We start from the raw sequence: 16,785 nt of genomic DNA on the forward strand, positions 1-16,785 counted from the left end.
ATCAATTACCATCAGGTTTTACCGCGGCCATTAAAACACTTTGTGGCCAGTACCAGGTGCCTACCCCATCAGGGTGTGCAGGATCGAATGCCGGAATATTATTTTTCAGGTATTTTGCGATCGGCAGCTGATCCTCTTTAATTCCCTGCACGATACAACGGCATATTTCATAAGCGCCGTATGTGTTGAAATGCGTATTATCCTCCAGTTTCTTATCCTGGCCGGGAAATGTATTGGCAGGATAATGCACAAATGCATTCACCGATTTTACCGGTCCCCATGCCTCGTACATGATCTTGCTCATAGCATTCAGGTCTATCAAAGCCACGTTTTCTTCCTTAGCCGTTTGCCGCACCGCTTCGGGGTAATCGCCCAGTGTATTCGTAATATGCCCTGTTGAATCAAAACTTCGTCTGTTCATCGACGTTACCAATACCGGTGTACCACCTTTCTGCCGCACTTCGTTGATAAAATATTTCAGGTCGGCTTTATACGAAGTAAATGGCCCGATGCCCTCTCCTTTTTGTTTTTGATCGTTGTGCCCGAATTCTATAAAAAGATAATCGCCCGGTTTCATCAGGCTCAGTAATTTTTTCAGGCGCTTTGCACCCTTGAATGAACTAAGTGTTTCGCCACTTTCTGCATAGTTGGCAACGCAGATATTGGAGGGCTCAAAAAAAGAAGGCAGCATTTGCCCCCACGAAGCCCAGGGTTCCCGGTCCTGGTCCACCACGGTGGAATTACCGGATAAGAATATAGTGGTGGCAGTAGTATTGGGGGTTATCTCTACTGCACATACTTTTGCAGCGGTATCACTGAACTCCAGCGTTAACTGGTTATCCCAATGAAAGTAAGTTACTTCCCTTGATTTTAATTTTACCTTATCAACAATATTTCCTTTGGCATCCCTTATCAAACTGTCTTTTACATGTACCGTAAAAGTAACCGTCTTTGTCTCCCCGTTTTTTGTGACCAGGTTCTTCAAAAACAAACGCCTGCATTCTGCCCTTACAGTAGTGGCCGAAGTGCCCGCCATATCACCCAGCGTAACTTTTACATCATAATTTCCTTCGGGTATTTTTACCGAAAAGAAAAAAGGCCCCGGCGCAGTAATATAATCATCGGTGATCTTTTTATCTTTTGACGCAACGGCTGTTTTAACTTCTACCCCATCATTCTTTAAAAAACCATAGCCGGTTGCATCGCTGTATAAAGTTTCCGGTGTTACAGCAGTATATCCCTTTGCAGCATCGCTTTTACAAAAATCGAATTTAAAACGCTGCTGCTGTGCATTTGTTACCGCGGTGATCAACAGCGCAGCAAATACCAATTTCATCTTACGGATGTTCATATTATTTTTTATTCGGTAAAGGTTTTTGTTTTACGGCTCGTATTGCAATGAACTGTCGTTCATTTTGAATTTATTTTTTTCCACCAGTTTGTACATTTCAGCGCCCGCTAACAACACAGGTCCGTAACCATGCGCCGCAAATACATTTACCGGGCGGTGATAATAAAATGCAGGATCAAACGCCATACCTGTTCCCACGCAGGTACCTTCCACCTGTCCTTTATCATTTACTTTTGTTGCCACTGCATTCCATGCCAGCATGCTCATGGGTGCGTACGCTACAGGATCCAGCCAGCCGTTATTGCAGGCATGCGCTATGCAATAACAATAGATCGCCGTGGCCGATGTTTCCAGGTAACTGTCTTCCCTGTCCAGCAGTTGATGCCAGAAGCCGCTGCCGCTCTGATAACCGGCCAATCCTTTTACATGCGCTTTCAGTTGTTGTATCACCTGCGGCCTGCCGGGATGATCGGCGGGCAATACATCCAGCAATTCCACCATCGACATCAGCGCCCAGGCATTGGCACGGGCCCATTTAAATTCGGGATGTGTTTCCATACTTTCCACCCAGCCGTGCATATACACGCCTTTTTCTTTAATGAACATGCGGTCGCTGAACTGTTTTACCTGCTTCACCGCATCGTCAAAATATTTTTTATCGCCGGTCAGTTTGCCCATCTGCGCCAGCGTTGGTATGCCCATATACATATCATCCAGCCACAGCGTGTTCTTTTGCGGACGCACCCTTGCCAGGGTACCATCGGCCAGGCGGTATTGTTTATTGGCCACCCAGTCGCTGTATACATCTATCTGCGGGCGAAGATTATTGCTCACCCCTGCCCTCGTGGCTTTTATCATGGCAGCACACATGGCGCCGGCATCATCCAGTGCTCTCGGGTCAACAGGCTGATGCAGCGGGTATCCTTCTCCGTTATAGCCTCCTGCAGCTTTTAATTTTTTAACTGCGGGTATCCATTTGGCTAAAAAATCAAGCCGGTCTTTTACATAACCGGTATATTTTTTATCCCCGGTGGCCTCCGCAGCCCATAACATGCCGCAATAAGTTACCCCCCATTCATAACTGGTGATCCTGAAATCACCCTGCTGCAATACCGTGTTACTGTCAATTTTTGCAATATCTGTTACCGGCTCATTGGTTTTTTTATTGATCATCTGCGCAGGCGTTACCGCATCCAGGTAACCGAACACCCTGTCCATTACTTTTTTTATTTCCTCTTTAGGCATAGCCTCATACGGTACCGTGTACACGGGTTTTACAGCATGCAGTGAGGCATCGTTGGCCTGCTTTACCTGTGCTGTTGCAGCAAGGCAGCAAAGCAGGGCCGCAGGTAATATTATTTTTTTCATATAAAGCGTTTAGATGTTTTTACATTTTATCCTGATAACAGTTACCGATGAAGGCTCCAGTACATACGGTATTTTGTTGCCGTTGACCATTACTACAGCGGGCACCGGTTGTACCAGCACAGGATTATCCAGTGTATTGAAAGCATTTTTATCCGTAGACTTTAGTACTGTTACAGTGGCATTCTGTTTAGGTACCGTAACTTTTTCCAGTTGCAATACGGTGGTTACAGCAGCATCTGTAACGTTCACCAGTTTAACGATCAGCTCGCCGGTATTTTTATCAATAGCGGCGGAAGCATAGATACTATCCTTACCAGCAACCACAGCGCCATTGCGCAATATGGGTACTGCGTTCGTGCCTTTATTGGCGGCAAACAATTGCTGCACATAATAATTGGGTGTGGCCACACTGCGCAGGTTATCAAACCATATCAGGTCGGGCCGCCATTGCCATGCTTCCACATGTGCTAAAAGTGGCGCATACGATGCCATGTTCACCACATCTGCATTGCGTTCCAGTCCCGTCATAAAAGCGGCTTCTGCAATAGCGCTCTCCCAGTTATTCCTTCCTTCAGGATTACCGGATTCTTTGGGATGCGCTGCGTATTCACCTGCAAATACTTTAGGTGCATTGCGGTCGTAATTATCATAACGGTTAGCATTATCCAAAAACCATTTGGGTGGTTTATAATAATGTTCATCTACATAACCAGGATGCAGTTGTTTCAGTTCTTTCCATGCCATATCAAAATAACCACCGTCGGAAGAAGGTCCTGAGCCGGATACTATTTTAATGGCAGGATATTTATCGAGTATGGCTTTTTCAAATATTTTATAGCGATCAAAATATTGTGATTCCCATTGTTCATTACCTACGCCCAGCATTTTTAAATTAAAGGGTGCCGGGTGTCCCATATCGCTGCGCAGTTTGCCCCAGCGGCTGGTAACCGGTGCATTGGCAAATTCTATCAGGTCCAGTGCATCCTGTATATAAGGTTGCAGCGCATCGAGCGATACCACTTCGCCACTGTTGTACTGGCAGGCCATACCACAATTTAAAATGGGCAATGGTTCTGCACCAATATCTTCGGCCAGTTGAAAATATTCATAAAAGCCCAGGCCAAAACTCTGGAAATAATCCGGTGTAAGCTTTTGTCGGAACTCTACGTTCCAGCGGTTCATGATCAGTTTACGTTCTTCAATATCACCAACCGTTGTTTTCCATTGGTAGCGATTGGTCAGGTCCCTTCCTTCAACAATACAGCCACCGGGAAAACGGATAAAGCCCGGTTTAAGATCGGCGAGTTTTTGTGCAAGATCAGCACGTAAACCATTGGGCCGGTTCTTAAAAGTATTTTGCGGAAATAAAGAGATCATATCCACATCCACCATACCATTACCTTCCACCAAAATATTCAGGCTGCCTTTTTGTGCTGAATCGGTGGTGGTGATGATGGCGCTCTTTTTCTCCAGTCATTGTCCAGGTTATCGATCAATGTTTCGCCAATGATCTTACCGGATGCATTCAATACCTGTGCACGGATCTTTATTGCCGCGTCTTTATTATTTCTTACCAGTAAACTAAAAACATATTTCGTGTTGGCATAAATGCCCATACCTCTAAAACCTTCATTACTGATGCCATACCTTCTGCCATCGGCAGTAATGCGGGCAAAGCGCAGGTTGGTGGTGGCTTCGCTGCTGATATTTTCTATCAGTACTTTGCCTTTACTTTCTTTATCCCGTATCTCTCTCCATCCCATCATGGGCATTGGAAATTCAAAGGATCGGTTCTTCACCAGTTCTGCATACAAGCCGCCATCGGCAGCAAAATTGATGTCTTCAAAAAAAATGCCCCACATGGTGGGCTGAATGGCAGTAGTGGGTTTGGTAGGCTGAATGTTCAGTTGTATCGCCTGTTGTGCATACAGGCTTTTGTTATAAAGCAGCAGCGCCGCGAAAAAAAATTGTACAAGCGTGGTTTTTTTCATGCTTAAAATTACTGCTTTCATTGATTAGTTTACTTAAAAAGGAAAGGACGGTACAATATTTAAATTGACCGCCCTTTGCCAACTGCTAAAATGAGAAAAAACTTAATAACCCGGGTTCTGCATCGCTTGTTTTTGTGCAGGTGTTAAATTAACACCCCCGGATTGAATACCATCCAGGAATGTTTGAGGTATGGGTCTTAAACTATGCGTAATTTTTACATTAGGTCCTCCTTCGGGATTGAATACCTGCACCCTTTTCACTAAAGTCTGTGTTCTTGACAGGTCTTCCCAACGTTTGAATTCGCCCACTAATTCGCGGGAGCGTTCGTTCAATACAAAAGCCAGCATCCTGTCGTAAGTACTGGTTAATCCCAGGGCGCTGATAATATATTCGTCCTGCAATGGTAATGGAGCAATGCTGGCAACTGCAAGACCGGTTGATGCTGCAGTAGTTACAGGTACATTATTCGATTCGTAATAAGAGTTGCCTGCATAGAAAGAAGGTCCAACACCCGGTGTTTGCAGTGTGGTTGACTGCAGCGTGTTACCGCCATCGTTATATGCCGACCTGTTTTCGCCGGTAGCGAATTGAGCACGTGTTCTTACCGCATTGATATATGGCAATGCATCTGCATAAGTACCGGTCCCTGCCTGTGCCAGTCTTATTTTGGCTTCAGCAGCGATCAAATAAGTTTCTGCAGATCTTGCTAAAATCTCATCCCTGTGCCCCACTACATCATTCAATGAATTTCTTGAACCATCTAAATGTTTGTTGCAGGAAGGATAGCTTTGACCGGCAGTGGTAAGATCGGTATTCAAAGCCCCGTCTGTTGTTCTGCCTGCAGGATATGCCACATAAGTGGTTGGGATCGCTCTTCCTGTTCCGTATGTATCGTTGATAAGATTGGTACCGGCAGTGGTTTTACATATTTTGGATAATGCAAAACGGTTATCACCTGGCTGATCGATCACGAACATGATGCCAAGATCACCCTGTTTGTTAGGAGCAACGGGTGCTGCACCATTGATAGCGCTTTTAGTTCTGAAAGATTTCCAGAACCTGGAATCATTCACCATATCGTATACACGGTACATATAGTAAGTAGTAGCCAAACGGCTGAAAGGCCTGTCACCGGTAAGGTCACGTGCCATCTGGTCCTGTATATCGTACCTGGAAACAAAATATAAATGCTGTGTGCTGCCATTGGCCTGGTTGGTATTTACATCGTTGGTGAACTGTGCAGACAGGATCACTTCCGGCAAAGATTCGTTGGCAGAATTGATGCCGGTAAAATTAAATACGCTGGCAAAATTTGCTGCCAAAGGGTGACGCGAAATGATACCATCGCAAAGCGGAACGATCGCTGCAAGGTCTGCAGCTTTGGTATCCGAGTTCCAGGAACTGTTGATCTCGCTGGCCCTGGATAAATAAGCTTTTGCCAGGTAGTGTGCAGCAGCATCCTGCGTAATGCGGAATGGACCACCAGTGGTAGGCAACAGTTGCTGTGCCTTGGTAAGATCAGCTATGATCTGTGCATACACTTCTTTAGGTGTAGCCCTGGTAAATTCCAGTTGTACCGTGCTGATAGGTGTTAATTGCAATGGAACAGCGCCATACTGACTTACCAACCTTAAATAGTTGTAGCCACGCATAAAATACCCTTCTCCCAATGCTGTATTTTTTATTGCAGTAGAAGTTGAAGCGCTGTTGGTGGCATTCTGGATCAACAAATTGGCATCGCCAATTCCAACGTACAATTGATCCCATTGAAAATTAGCCAACGCAATATTGGTATTGCTACCCTGGTTCACCGAATTGAAAGTAGCGTCGTAATTGTTCCAGGGCGCATTGGATGGGTCACCACCTACGTGGAATTCATCTGTACCATAATTGGTGGCGGCGTATATCCACTCACCATTGAACGGAGATGCGATGACCTGGTAATAGGTACCTACAGCCAGCTGTTGTATACCTGCATCTGTGGTAAAGAAACTGGTACCCCTTGCGGTGGTCAGTGTTTCGTCCAGGAATTTTTTCTTACAACCTGATGCAGTAATTATCACTGCAACGATTAATGCTTTTATATATAAACTATTTTTTTTCATATAAATTCGATTTAATGGTATTAAAATGATGCATTGATCCCGAATGTAACGCCCCTGTTCCAGGTAGGTCCGGCTACATCCATATCCAGGAATTTTATTTTAGAATACAACATTCCAGGGTTGGCTACCTGCACATAGGCTTTGATATTTGAAATGCCTGCTTTCTTTAAATACTTGATGCTGTTATCGAATGTGTAACCCAAAGAAATGTTACGCACTTTAATAAAAGAGGCTTTTTTATACCCCAATGCCGCATAATATGGATCGAGTGATGCATTACCTGCATTGTATACCGGTTTCTGGTATTCTGATTTTGGATTATCAGGTGTATAGTAATTGATCGCTCTTTGTGTACCACGACCTGCTTCACCTTCGCCACCGGTATTATACCAGTAGTTCAAACGGCCATAAAGGAAAACAGTTAATTCTAAATTTTTGTAGGAAACGGTATTACTCATACCCACTACCCAGCGTGGAGTTGTCCATCCAATGATCTGGCGATCGTTATTAGGATCGATCTTGTTATCGCCATTCAGATCTGCCACACGGGTAAAGCCCGGAGTAAAGGAACCGCCATTGGCATTGAATGCTTTCATAGCAGCAGAATCACCTACCTGCCAGATGCCCACCGCTTTATAACCATACAATACTTTCAGCGGTTGACCAATGAATAAGTTACCATTGATATCATCCTGGTTACCGTTAGATAATCCTACGATATGATCTTTCTGCCAGGCTGCATTAAATGTGGTCATCCACATGATGTCCCTTGTTTTAACATTCACTGTAGTTAATGTGATATCGATACCGTTATTAGCTGTTTTACCAATATTGTAATAAGTGCTGGTATAACCGGTTACTGAAGGCAGCGGCCTGTTCATCAACAGGTCCGAAGTTTTGGAAGTATACACATCCACACTACCGGATACCCTGCGGTTGAATAAAGAAAAGTCTAAACCTACATTGAATTGCTGTGTCTTTTCCCATTTAAGATCCTGGTTGGCCAATAATGGATTGGTGTATGCACCGGCCGTATTGGTAGATGAGAAAGGATAAAAAAGAGAAATGATCGCACCTTGTGTTGAGTAGGCTGCTACCGCAGAGTTACCGGTAACACCCACACCTGCCCTGAGTTTAAGATCATTTACCCAATTAAAACGTTTCATAAAATCTTCCCTGCTGATACGCCATGCCAATGCGGCACTTGGGAAATTATCGTATTGATGACCTTTTGCAAATACAGAAGAACCATCACGGCGGATAGAAGCGGTTAACAGGTATTTATCCCTGAAACTATAATTCACCCTGGCCATATAGGAAAGCAATTGCTGTTCCAGCAGGTTAGAGCTGGTGCTGAGTGCACCGGTGACAGTTCCACTTGTCAATGCATTCCATAATTGAGAAGAGAAAGGAACACCATTACCATTGATGGTGCTGCTGTCGGCAGTAAATGCTGTCTGGCTTGCTAATAAAGTCACACCAAAACTATGTTCACCAATGCTTTTATCGTAGTACAATAAATTATCTACTGTATAAGAGAACGCTTTACCTTTTAATAAAGAAGCATAGCTGGTACTACCACCATTGGATACAGAGTTGGCATCAATATAAACACCATCAGTGTAGGTATCGATATCCGGACCAAAGTTGATCCTGTATTTCAATCCTTTTAATGGACGATAGATGTTACCAAAATCAACCTGTGCATTGATACTTCCAAATGCACGGAAGGTCATCCTTTTATCTATATTATAATTCCATTCATCCACTACATTCTTCCAGGAGTTATCACCGCCAGGGAACAACACCCTGTTGCCCAGTGAATCATACGGTACTGCATAAGGGAACAAAGTTCTTGCAGATTCATATAAACCGCCCGGAGGTGTACCTACTGTAGATACGTTTCTTGTAGACTGTCCGTATTGCTGTGTGCTGTAAGAGATATTGGCACTGGTACCAAATGTAAGCCACTTGGTAGGTGTTACCTCTACATTCAGTTTTGAAGTATATCTTTTAAAAGACTGTCCTTTTATAGTACCTGTATTATTCAGGTAACCAAAAGAGGCATACGCTTTTATTTTATCTGTACCGCCACTTACGCTAAAAGTATTATCCGTAGTAACTGATTGTTGTTTAACGATGGCAAACCAATCGGTAGTAGCAACCTTACTGCCATCCCATGTGCCGGATGCCCATCCTTTGGCGATATTGGACCAGGCAGCAGGATCGCCGGTGGCATTAAAGAAAGTACGGTCGGTTGCCAGCGTAGGCTGATCTCCCCTTGGGTTGGTACTTACGCCGGTGGCGTAGTTCATACCGGCATAGTAATAAGCCCACCTGCGGAACGTGATATATTCAGAAGCATTGAACATGGTTTGATTATTCACGATATTATCATAACGGAGAGAGCTGTTAAGATTCAAGGTTACTTTACCATTCTTACCTTGCTTGGTGGTAACAATTACCACACCATTGGCGCCGCGGCTACCATAGATAGCGGTGGCAGATGCATCTTTAAGGATGTCGATTGATTCTATATCTGAAGGATTGAAATTTTCAATACCGCCGGATACCAGTGGAATACCATCCACAACAAACAATGGTGTATTAGATGCCAGTAATGAGCGTATACCACGGATATTGATCGAGCCCAATGAACCGGGACGTTCATTGGAAACAATATCAACGCCGGCCACTTTACCCTGCATGGCCTGTAAGGCATCCGCAACCGGGCGGGATTTAATTTCGTTCTGTCCAATGCCGGCTACGGCACCCGTTACATCTTTCTTTCTTACGGTTGCATAACCGATCACCACCACATCTGATAAACTTTCTGTAGTGGATTTTAATACAGCTGTAACTGTAGCCTGGTTCTTTACACTGATCTCCTGGGGTTCGTGACCTACAAAGCTCACTACCAGTACGGCTTTGCCGGAAGCAACTGTTAATTTGAAGTTTCCACCAGGGCCGGTGAGTACAGAATTGTTTGTTCCCTTTTCCAGTACGGTAGCGCCTTCCAGGTTCTTACCGGCATCGTCAATCACTTTACCGGACACTGAAAAGTTTTGTGCTTTGATGGAAAAAGAGAACAGGAGAAAAAGAAGAAGAATCGCAAAGTTCTTCCCGGGGGGAAAAGTTTTTTTCATGATAGCATCGTTAATTTGGTTAAAAATAGCAGAGGAGTATCTTTTTTAAAATACCCGTTTTTCGAAACAGCTTGTAGACGTGCAAAGGTGAAAAAACTATGCAATCGATTGCATTGAATAGTAGTTTCTCATAAGCATGCAACACACTATTCTGATAACTAATATATAAAAGAAATAATGGACATCATCCTGTACTGTCCTGCTGCATCCTGCCCGGGAAAATTTTGAGATAAAAAAAGCGCCTGCAAAAAGCAGGCGCCATACGTTGAAAAGGGTTTTATTATTACTTGAATTTAAAAGGGAGGAACCAGTCTTTGTTCATCAGTTTGGCCCTGGCGGCGCTGGCTGCACCGGCCGACAGGCCTGATTTGCGTAATTTATCATACACTTTATCTGCCAGGAAAGCAGGATCGTTGCGTCGGATGGCCACCCTCAGCAGGTCGCTCCAGCGCTGGCCTTCAAAAGCCAGTTCCAGGGCGTCTTCTGTTACGATCATGTCTTCAATGAATTTCTGGTAACCCAGCGAATCCGATAATGGTTTTACCGGCCCGGGGGTTGACATACTGAAATATTTGGTCGAGTCGATGAACACCGGCTTCAACCCTGCCCTGCCGCGGATACCGCTGTTGCGGTACCATGGGTTACGGTAAGAAGGTGCATCACCCTGGCGTGCGTCAAAATCATAAGGCCAAGGTAAAAAGGTCTGCTGGAATTTTGTTACGTCCCTTGTACCGCCCAGGCCCGGTATACTGTCGAATGTATAACCGATACCCCTGTTGGTAAGCGCATAAGCCACTTTCATCCTGCCGGCACGGTTGGCCGCTTCGGAATAATGCAGGTGCAATGTAGCGCCCCTGTTCAGGAACCATTTGCCCGGCTTGCTCAGCGTACTGATCGGCAGGTTATTGGTACCTAAATAATTGTACAGGTATTTCATAATGGTGTTCTTGCCATTGATCTGGCGATAGCTGAAAACACCTCTTGAATCAAAAGGAAAGTTGTCGCGGAACACAGCGGGCACAGTTGGTGTACCGGCTGTAAAAGTGTATATCTGCGTCTGGCTGTTCCAGTAATCAATTGCTTGCTGTGCAGGCTGTACAAGATAACTGCCACCATTAGGCGAAAACAGGTCTACAAAAGGGTTGGTAGGTTCAAAGTTCTTATCAAATGGCAATGCCCATATCCACTCCCAGAAAAATTCGTTATCCCCCATCGGCCTTTCAAACAAATTCCTCCAGCTTACGCCATCATAGATTCAATGAACTGAAATCTAATCCACGGGTATAGCTGATGCTGTTGAGTGATGGAGAAGTAGCACCATTGGATATTTTGTATTGATTATAAAACTGCGTGGAGCTTCCGGTTGACCCGTTGATCTCCATTACCCTTTTATAACGGTCGGCAGCTTTATCATACTGGCCCTGCCATAAGTAAAGATCGCCCAGTAAAATATTTTTATTGATAAAGAATTTATTGGTGCTGTAGCCATCCACCACGGTCTGTAAAGTAGTACCGGTTGGATAATCATCTGTATAAGGTAATTTTTCAGTGAAGGCCACCAGCGAGTCGATCAGTACCGGTAAAGTAAGCATCGGGAAGTTGGCGCTGTCATTCAGGTCTTTCACCTGCACCAGCGGGTTGGTGATATACGGTATCTTTCCATAGTGAATACCCAGTTGTAAATACACCCAGCTGCGGATGGCACCGATATCAGAATAGCGCTGTGTATATTCAGCTTCTTTCAGTTTGCTTTGCGCATACATTTTTTTAAAGTTGCTCAGCACATCATTACAGTTCACGATCACTTCGTAAAAAGGCTGCGGATCGATGTAAGGATTATTTACTGTAGCAGTGTGCTCGCTCAGCTGGCGCAGGTTGGCATCAGCATTGGTGGTAATATCCATCAGGTCGGCACGCAGCTCGTTCATCAGTACGTAAGGCTTGGCCAGTTTCATCAACTTACCATAGATACCGATCACAGCAGCATCTGCATCAAACACATTGCGGTACATATCGGCAACGCCTACACTGGTTTGAGGTTCCACTTCCACTAATTTTTTGCAGGAAGCCATACCAATGCATACACCTGCTGCAAAAAAGCTCATCGTAATTTTCTTAACTAATTTCATCTGTATAAAAATTTTATAACTTGATATTTTATAAACCGATCCTGAAGCCCACCTGTACTGATCTGAACTGTGGTTCCAGTGTATTATCCACCCCTTGTCCAAAGATGCTTTCCGTAGCGCTGAACTCCGGATCGTATCCTTTGTAATTGGTCAAAGTGATTAAATTATTGCCGGTTGCGTATAAGGTTGCATACTTAAAGAAATTTGATTTCAATGGCACATCGTAAGAGAAGGTAACGGTCCTCAAACGCAGGTAAGAACCATCTTCTATCCATCGGTCGCTGAAACGTGCATTACCCATCGGGTCGCCCCAGGTTGCCTTAGGCATGTTGGTCACCTGGCCATTGGTCCTCCACCTGTTCAGCACGGCATCAGTCTGGTTATAGGCATTGTCCATGCCTTCCAGTTGCGCACGGGTATAGTTGTATACTTTGTTGCCCGATGTAAAGCTGAACACCGCATTCAGTGTAAATCTTTTATAGCTGAACCTGTTGTAAAAAGATCCATACAGGTCCGGGTTAGGATTACCAATACCGGTTCTGTCATTATCATCGATCACTTTATCACCGTTCATATCAACAAAACGGATATCACCGCCTTTAAAAGCCACCAGTGTTCCGTCTGCTTTTCTTATGGATAATCCTTCTGCTGCTGCTACTGCATCAGAAACATACACACCATTGGCCTTGTGCCCATAGAATTCATTGGGGGCTCCACCCTCCTGCGTTACATAAGTGGCATCGCCAAAGCTGGTAATGATTTTACCTGCAGGTAATTTTGTAACGGAAGATTTGTATTTGCCTATGCTGAAACCTGCATCCCAGTTAAAGTTTTTGTTGGTAATGATACGTGCAGTGGCAGACAATTCGTAGCCATCTGTTTTTAAACCGCCGCTGTTGGTTACCACGTAATCAAAACCACTGGCAGATGGCGCCGGTTCGTAAGTGATCAGTTTATCAGTTTTATTTTTAAAGATGTCGAAAGTAAACTGCAGTCTTTCATTCAATACAGCAAAGTCCACACCCAGGTTCAGTTTTTTTACTACTTCCCATTGCAGCTCGTTGTTGGCAATACCTGCACGTACCAGTCCCTGCATGCCCAGAAGATTTTGAGAAGTATAAGTTTGTTGTGCCGTATAATTACCAATATCATCGTTACCTGATAAGCCATACGAAGCCCTTATTTTAAACAGGTCGATTTTGCTGCTGGCCATGAATTTTTCGCCGGATACCAACCATGCTGCTGCAACAGAAGGCAGTATAGCAAACACATTGGAATTAACATTGATGCCGCTGGCAACTTTTTCTCCAAAACGGCTGGAAGCATCTGCAGCTAAATTGGCAGAGATAAAATATTTATCGGCATAAGAATAATCTGCATTGAAATAAGTATTCACCCATTTTGATTCACCGATCTCACCGCCGATCTTCCTCAATGCATTCAAACCATTACCCACGCTCACCAGTTCATCAATAGCAGAGTTGTAACCCAGTCCAAAGTCCTGTTCAGATTTATCTTTCAGGTACCTTAACCCAGCAATAGCAGAGAAGGAATGTTTTTTATTAAAAATAGTGCGGTAAGTTAAACGGGTATCGTTATACAAAGAGAAAAGTGATTTTACCTGTGTACCCAGCCTGCTGTAAGCTACAGCATTAAAGAGGGTATCAGGCACCACACCTTTACGTGGTATAAAAAAGTTCTCTCTTACTTTATGATATACCACACCTACCGTAGTGGAAAGTGTTACGTTCTTTACCAGGTCGTAATTAAAACCAATTGAACCCAGGAAGCGGTAAGATTTATTCAGCCCCACGCCTGCGCTGGTAATGGCAAACGGGTTGCTTATATTTAATGTATCCTTATCAGCAATGATGGGTGATTCAATACCTGTTGCAGATACATCATTGGTACGCAGGAACGGCGCTTTTACCAATGCCAGGAAGATCGGGTTTGTTTTTGAAGCACTCCCCTGGTCCCAGATATTCTGTTCTGCAAAAGAAAAGCTCAGGTTAGTGGTAGCAGTCATACGGCGACTTAAGTTCAGATCGCCGTTGAACCGCATATTGTATTTTGAAAGGTCAGTATTTTTTGAAATGCCGTCATTTTTCAGGAAGCCTAAAGAGATCGCATACTTGGCAATATTATCACCACCTGTTACTTTCAGGTAAATATTCTTCGTGTATGCCTTCTGGGTAACCAGGTCCTGCCAGTTGGTTTGGTTATGATAGGCATAGTAGTTAGACTGTGATGGATCGTCATTCATATAAGGCTGCGCCTGTATATCTGCATCCGTCATACCTTTTGTTTTCAGTATCTCCGAAAGATAGGTCCTGTAATTTGCAGCATTCATTACCGGCAGATTTTTAGGCAGCATGTTGTAACCACCGTACACTGCAAAATCGATCTTTGTACCCAGTTCCTTTGCACGTATGGTGGTGATGATGATCGCACCGTTACCGCCTTTTGTACCATATAAGGAAGAAGCATCTTTCAGCACAGTGATATTATCAATATCCCTTACATCGATGGTGGAAAGCGGGTTGGTATAATTATTAGAGATGATAGAACCTCCGGTATTGTTATTATTGAAGATCACATTATCAACAATGATCAATGGCTGGTTGGTGGCGTATAAAGAATTGATGCCCCTTAAAAAAAGTGTGGCGCCCACATTTTGTGTACCGCTCCTGCGGATCGCATTCAGGCCCGCAACTTTTCCCTGCAGGTACGAATCGGGTGTTTCGTTGCTCCTGCTCCATCCATCGCTGAACTGTACGCCTGCTACAGCAAAAGGCGCCAGCGTACGGGTGGTATGTCCCTGTACCAGGTCCACTTCATCCGATGCAGAAGAAAAACCATCTTCAAACAGTGCGATCTTTAAATTACTGAGGCCTTTAACGGATACTTCTTTGGTTTGGTAGCCATCGCCTTCCACCAGCAGCAGCACTTCGCTGCCGGGCACTTTGATCACAAAAGTTCCGGCGCTGTCGGTAATGGATGCAGCAAAGTTTTTATAGCTCAGCCTTATACCGCGGAGTGGTTTACCGGTAGAGGCATTGGTAACAGTACCGCTTACCCTGAATTTATTTTCCGTGGTTTTTGTTGCTTCTTTTTGAGCATTTACCCATAAGCAGCAGGTCAACGCCACAGCAATCGTTAGTATCTTTTTATAAATATGCATGATAATAGAATAAAATAGCTTTGATAAAGAGTTTTATATTAAGGTACCGGAACCAGGCGAACATAATCCAGCAATACAGGTCCAGTAGTGGTGGCGGTCAGCCTCCAGTCAATAGTACCAAACCTTGTATTGGTGATATCTCCCAGGTATAGTTCATTATATGCACCTGCTGCAGTATACAGCGGCACATTGTGTGTAAGGGTTCCAACAGAAGCGCCCAATGCTGTATTCCATGCTACAAAACTCTGCACCAATGCACCTGTTTGAAAATCGTTGCTGGCCACAGCATACAATGAATACTTCATGGATGGCATATCCGAAGTACGGTAGTAAGCATAAAAGCCGGTAACACCATGGCCGCTGGCAACATACAGATCGTTGAAAGTAATGCCTGTAGCGGGATTTAAACGAACCCTGTAATTGATATAGGCCGATTTATCAGTTTGTATAAACCCTGTTGGCGCTTCGCCCTGGATGGTTATGGGTGTGAATTTACCTTTGGTAGGCACATCTATCTTGCTCATAATGTACACATACCCATTGCTCATTCTTTTTACATCCACCACAAAGGCGCTGTTGATCGGCACCGTGATACCGAATTTAGATACCAGTGGCTGCGGCATTACAAAGGTGGTTTGATAAGGGGCTTCATACGCCAGGTCCTTTACCACATTCCAGCGTGTAAGGCTATCCGTTATAGTGGTGGTAAGTGCGGCGTAATAAGGTTTTAAAGAATCTGCTTCCAGTACAAAATTGGCATCCTGCATTATGAAGTAAGTGTATTGCTTATCTTCTCTTTTTACATCATATACCCTGTCGTTAAAATAATTGCGCTGTACAATGCCCGTACCGGGATGATATACCGGTAAACCGGTCAACACACTGATACTGTCGATCACTGCTTTTGTAGGATCGAAGGCGTTATAGTTCAACCCCATTACATACGCATTCTGTGCATACTGACCGGTGGTACTGCCGATGAATTCCCAGATGCTCTGCAATGGCGGCACCATGGCTTTAATGGTATGCAGCACACCATTGCTTACATATTTATCAGTAGTGGCCAGTGCCGCTTCATCAAATTTTACGGTGCTGAAATTATTGTATTTACCACCCAGCATCTGTATACGCAGGGGCACCGCCACATCTCTTGTAAAATATAACTGGTTGGAAATATGGTTGAGCAGGAAGGCCCTCAGTTTTGCTTTATCAGCCACTGTTGCAGGATCGATGGTTTGCAAAGCCGTATTGGTAGGCGCCCATACCGTATAGGTCTTGGTGTTCTGCAATACAGAATCCAGTCCTGCAAGGCCCACGTATTCCCTGAACTTACTCAGGTCGGGGTTGGCAGTTACTGCCTGCAACAGGTTTTGAGTAAGATCCTGTTGTACCACTTCTGTATGGTCTTTCCATTTGTTACATCCCGTAATTACGATCGTAAAACACAATAGGATGCCCGCTATATTCTTTTTAGTATACATTTTGTAATATTTATGAACTGATATAGTTGTCT

General features: G+C 44.2%; 10 protein-coding genes. All 10 read right to left on the reverse strand.

What is annotated here, in order from left to right:
• Position 1 precedes the first annotated feature (1 nt).
• The 10 genes from QM738_RS23735 to QM738_RS23780 all read right to left on the reverse strand — a co-directional run bounded on the left by QM738_RS23735 (position 2) and on the right by QM738_RS23780 (position 16,753).
• Positions 2-1,351 (reverse strand): rhamnogalacturonan acetylesterase, encoded by a 1,350-nt coding sequence (locus tag QM738_RS23735; protein WP_462279256.1) that lies wholly within the window; start codon positions 1,349-1,351, stop codon positions 2-4.
• Between the two features lie 30 nt (positions 1,352-1,381).
• Positions 1,382-2,719 carry a glycoside hydrolase family 88/105 protein gene (locus tag QM738_RS23740; RefSeq protein WP_462279257.1) on the reverse strand — a complete coding sequence of 446 codons (1,338 nt, stop codon included), beginning with the start codon at positions 2,717-2,719 and terminating at the stop codon, positions 1,382-1,384.
• 9 nt (positions 2,720-2,728) lie between these two features.
• A complete protein-coding gene (locus QM738_RS23745) occupies positions 2,729-4,126 on the reverse strand; it encodes an alpha-L-arabinofuranosidase C-terminal domain-containing protein (RefSeq protein ID WP_462279386.1) in 1,398 nt (465 codons plus the stop codon).
• A gap of 8 nt (positions 4,127-4,134) precedes the next feature.
• On the reverse strand, positions 4,135-4,731 hold the full coding sequence (locus QM738_RS23750; RefSeq protein ID WP_462279258.1) for a hypothetical protein: 597 nt from the start codon (positions 4,729-4,731) through the stop codon (positions 4,135-4,137).
• Positions 4,732-4,812: 81 nt separating this feature from the next.
• Positions 4,813-6,816, reverse strand: coding sequence for a RagB/SusD family nutrient uptake outer membrane protein (locus QM738_RS23755; RefSeq protein ID WP_462279259.1), 2,004 nt, complete (start codon positions 6,814-6,816; stop codon positions 4,813-4,815).
• 20 nt (positions 6,817-6,836) lie between these two features.
• On the reverse strand, positions 6,837-9,962 hold the full coding sequence (locus tag QM738_RS23760; RefSeq protein WP_462279260.1) for a SusC/RagA family TonB-linked outer membrane protein: 3,126 nt from the start codon (positions 9,960-9,962) through the stop codon (positions 6,837-6,839).
• Positions 9,963-10,245: 283 nt separating this feature from the next.
• The gene (locus QM738_RS23765) at positions 10,246-11,190 is read right to left on the reverse strand and encodes a RagB/SusD family nutrient uptake outer membrane protein (RefSeq protein ID WP_462279261.1); all 945 of its coding nucleotides are present in this window, start codon (positions 11,188-11,190) and stop codon (positions 10,246-10,248) included.
• Between the two features lie 19 nt (positions 11,191-11,209).
• On the reverse strand, positions 11,210-12,091 hold the full coding sequence (locus QM738_RS23770; RefSeq protein ID WP_462279262.1) for a hypothetical protein: 882 nt from the start codon (positions 12,089-12,091) through the stop codon (positions 11,210-11,212).
• Between the two features lie 28 nt (positions 12,092-12,119).
• Positions 12,120-15,272 carry a SusC/RagA family TonB-linked outer membrane protein gene (locus tag QM738_RS23775; protein ID WP_462279263.1) on the reverse strand — a complete coding sequence of 1,051 codons (3,153 nt, stop codon included), beginning with the start codon at positions 15,270-15,272 and terminating at the stop codon, positions 12,120-12,122.
• 38 nt (positions 15,273-15,310) lie between these two features.
• Positions 15,311-16,753, reverse strand: coding sequence for a fasciclin domain-containing protein (locus tag QM738_RS23780; protein ID WP_462279264.1), 1,443 nt, complete (start codon positions 16,751-16,753; stop codon positions 15,311-15,313).
• Positions 16,754-16,785: the final 32 nt, after the last annotated feature.

It is taken from the genome of Ferruginibacter sp., from assembly GCF_049840995.1.
Classification (GTDB): domain Bacteria; phylum Bacteroidota; class Bacteroidia; order Chitinophagales; family Chitinophagaceae; genus Ferruginibacter.

Bases quoted from the DNA above. Each gene is read 5' to 3' on its own strand.
- QM738_RS23760 (WP_462279260.1), bottom strand. From the start codon at position 9,962: ATGAAAAAAACTTTTCCCCCCGGGAAGAACTTTGCGATTCTTCTTCTT.
- QM738_RS23755 (WP_462279259.1), bottom strand. From the start codon at position 6,816: ATGAAAAAAAATAGTTTATATATAAAAGCATTAATCGTTGCAGTGATA.
- QM738_RS23770 (WP_462279262.1), bottom strand. From the start codon at position 12,091: ATGAAATTAGTTAAGAAAATTACGATGAGCTTTTTTGCAGCAGGTGTA.
- QM738_RS23750 (WP_462279258.1), bottom strand. From the start codon at position 4,731: ATGAAAGCAGTAATTTTAAGCATGAAAAAAACCACGCTTGTACAATTT.
- QM738_RS23780 (WP_462279264.1), bottom strand. From the start codon at position 16,753: ATGTATACTAAAAAGAATATAGCGGGCATCCTATTGTGTTTTACGATC.
- QM738_RS23735 (WP_462279256.1), bottom strand. From the start codon at position 1,351: ATGAACATCCGTAAGATGAAATTGGTATTTGCTGCGCTGTTGATCACC.
- QM738_RS23740 (WP_462279257.1), bottom strand. From the start codon at position 2,719: ATGAAAAAAATAATATTACCTGCGGCCCTGCTTTGCTGCCTTGCTGCA.
- QM738_RS23775 (WP_462279263.1), bottom strand. From the start codon at position 15,272: ATGCATATTTATAAAAAGATACTAACGATTGCTGTGGCGTTGACCTGC.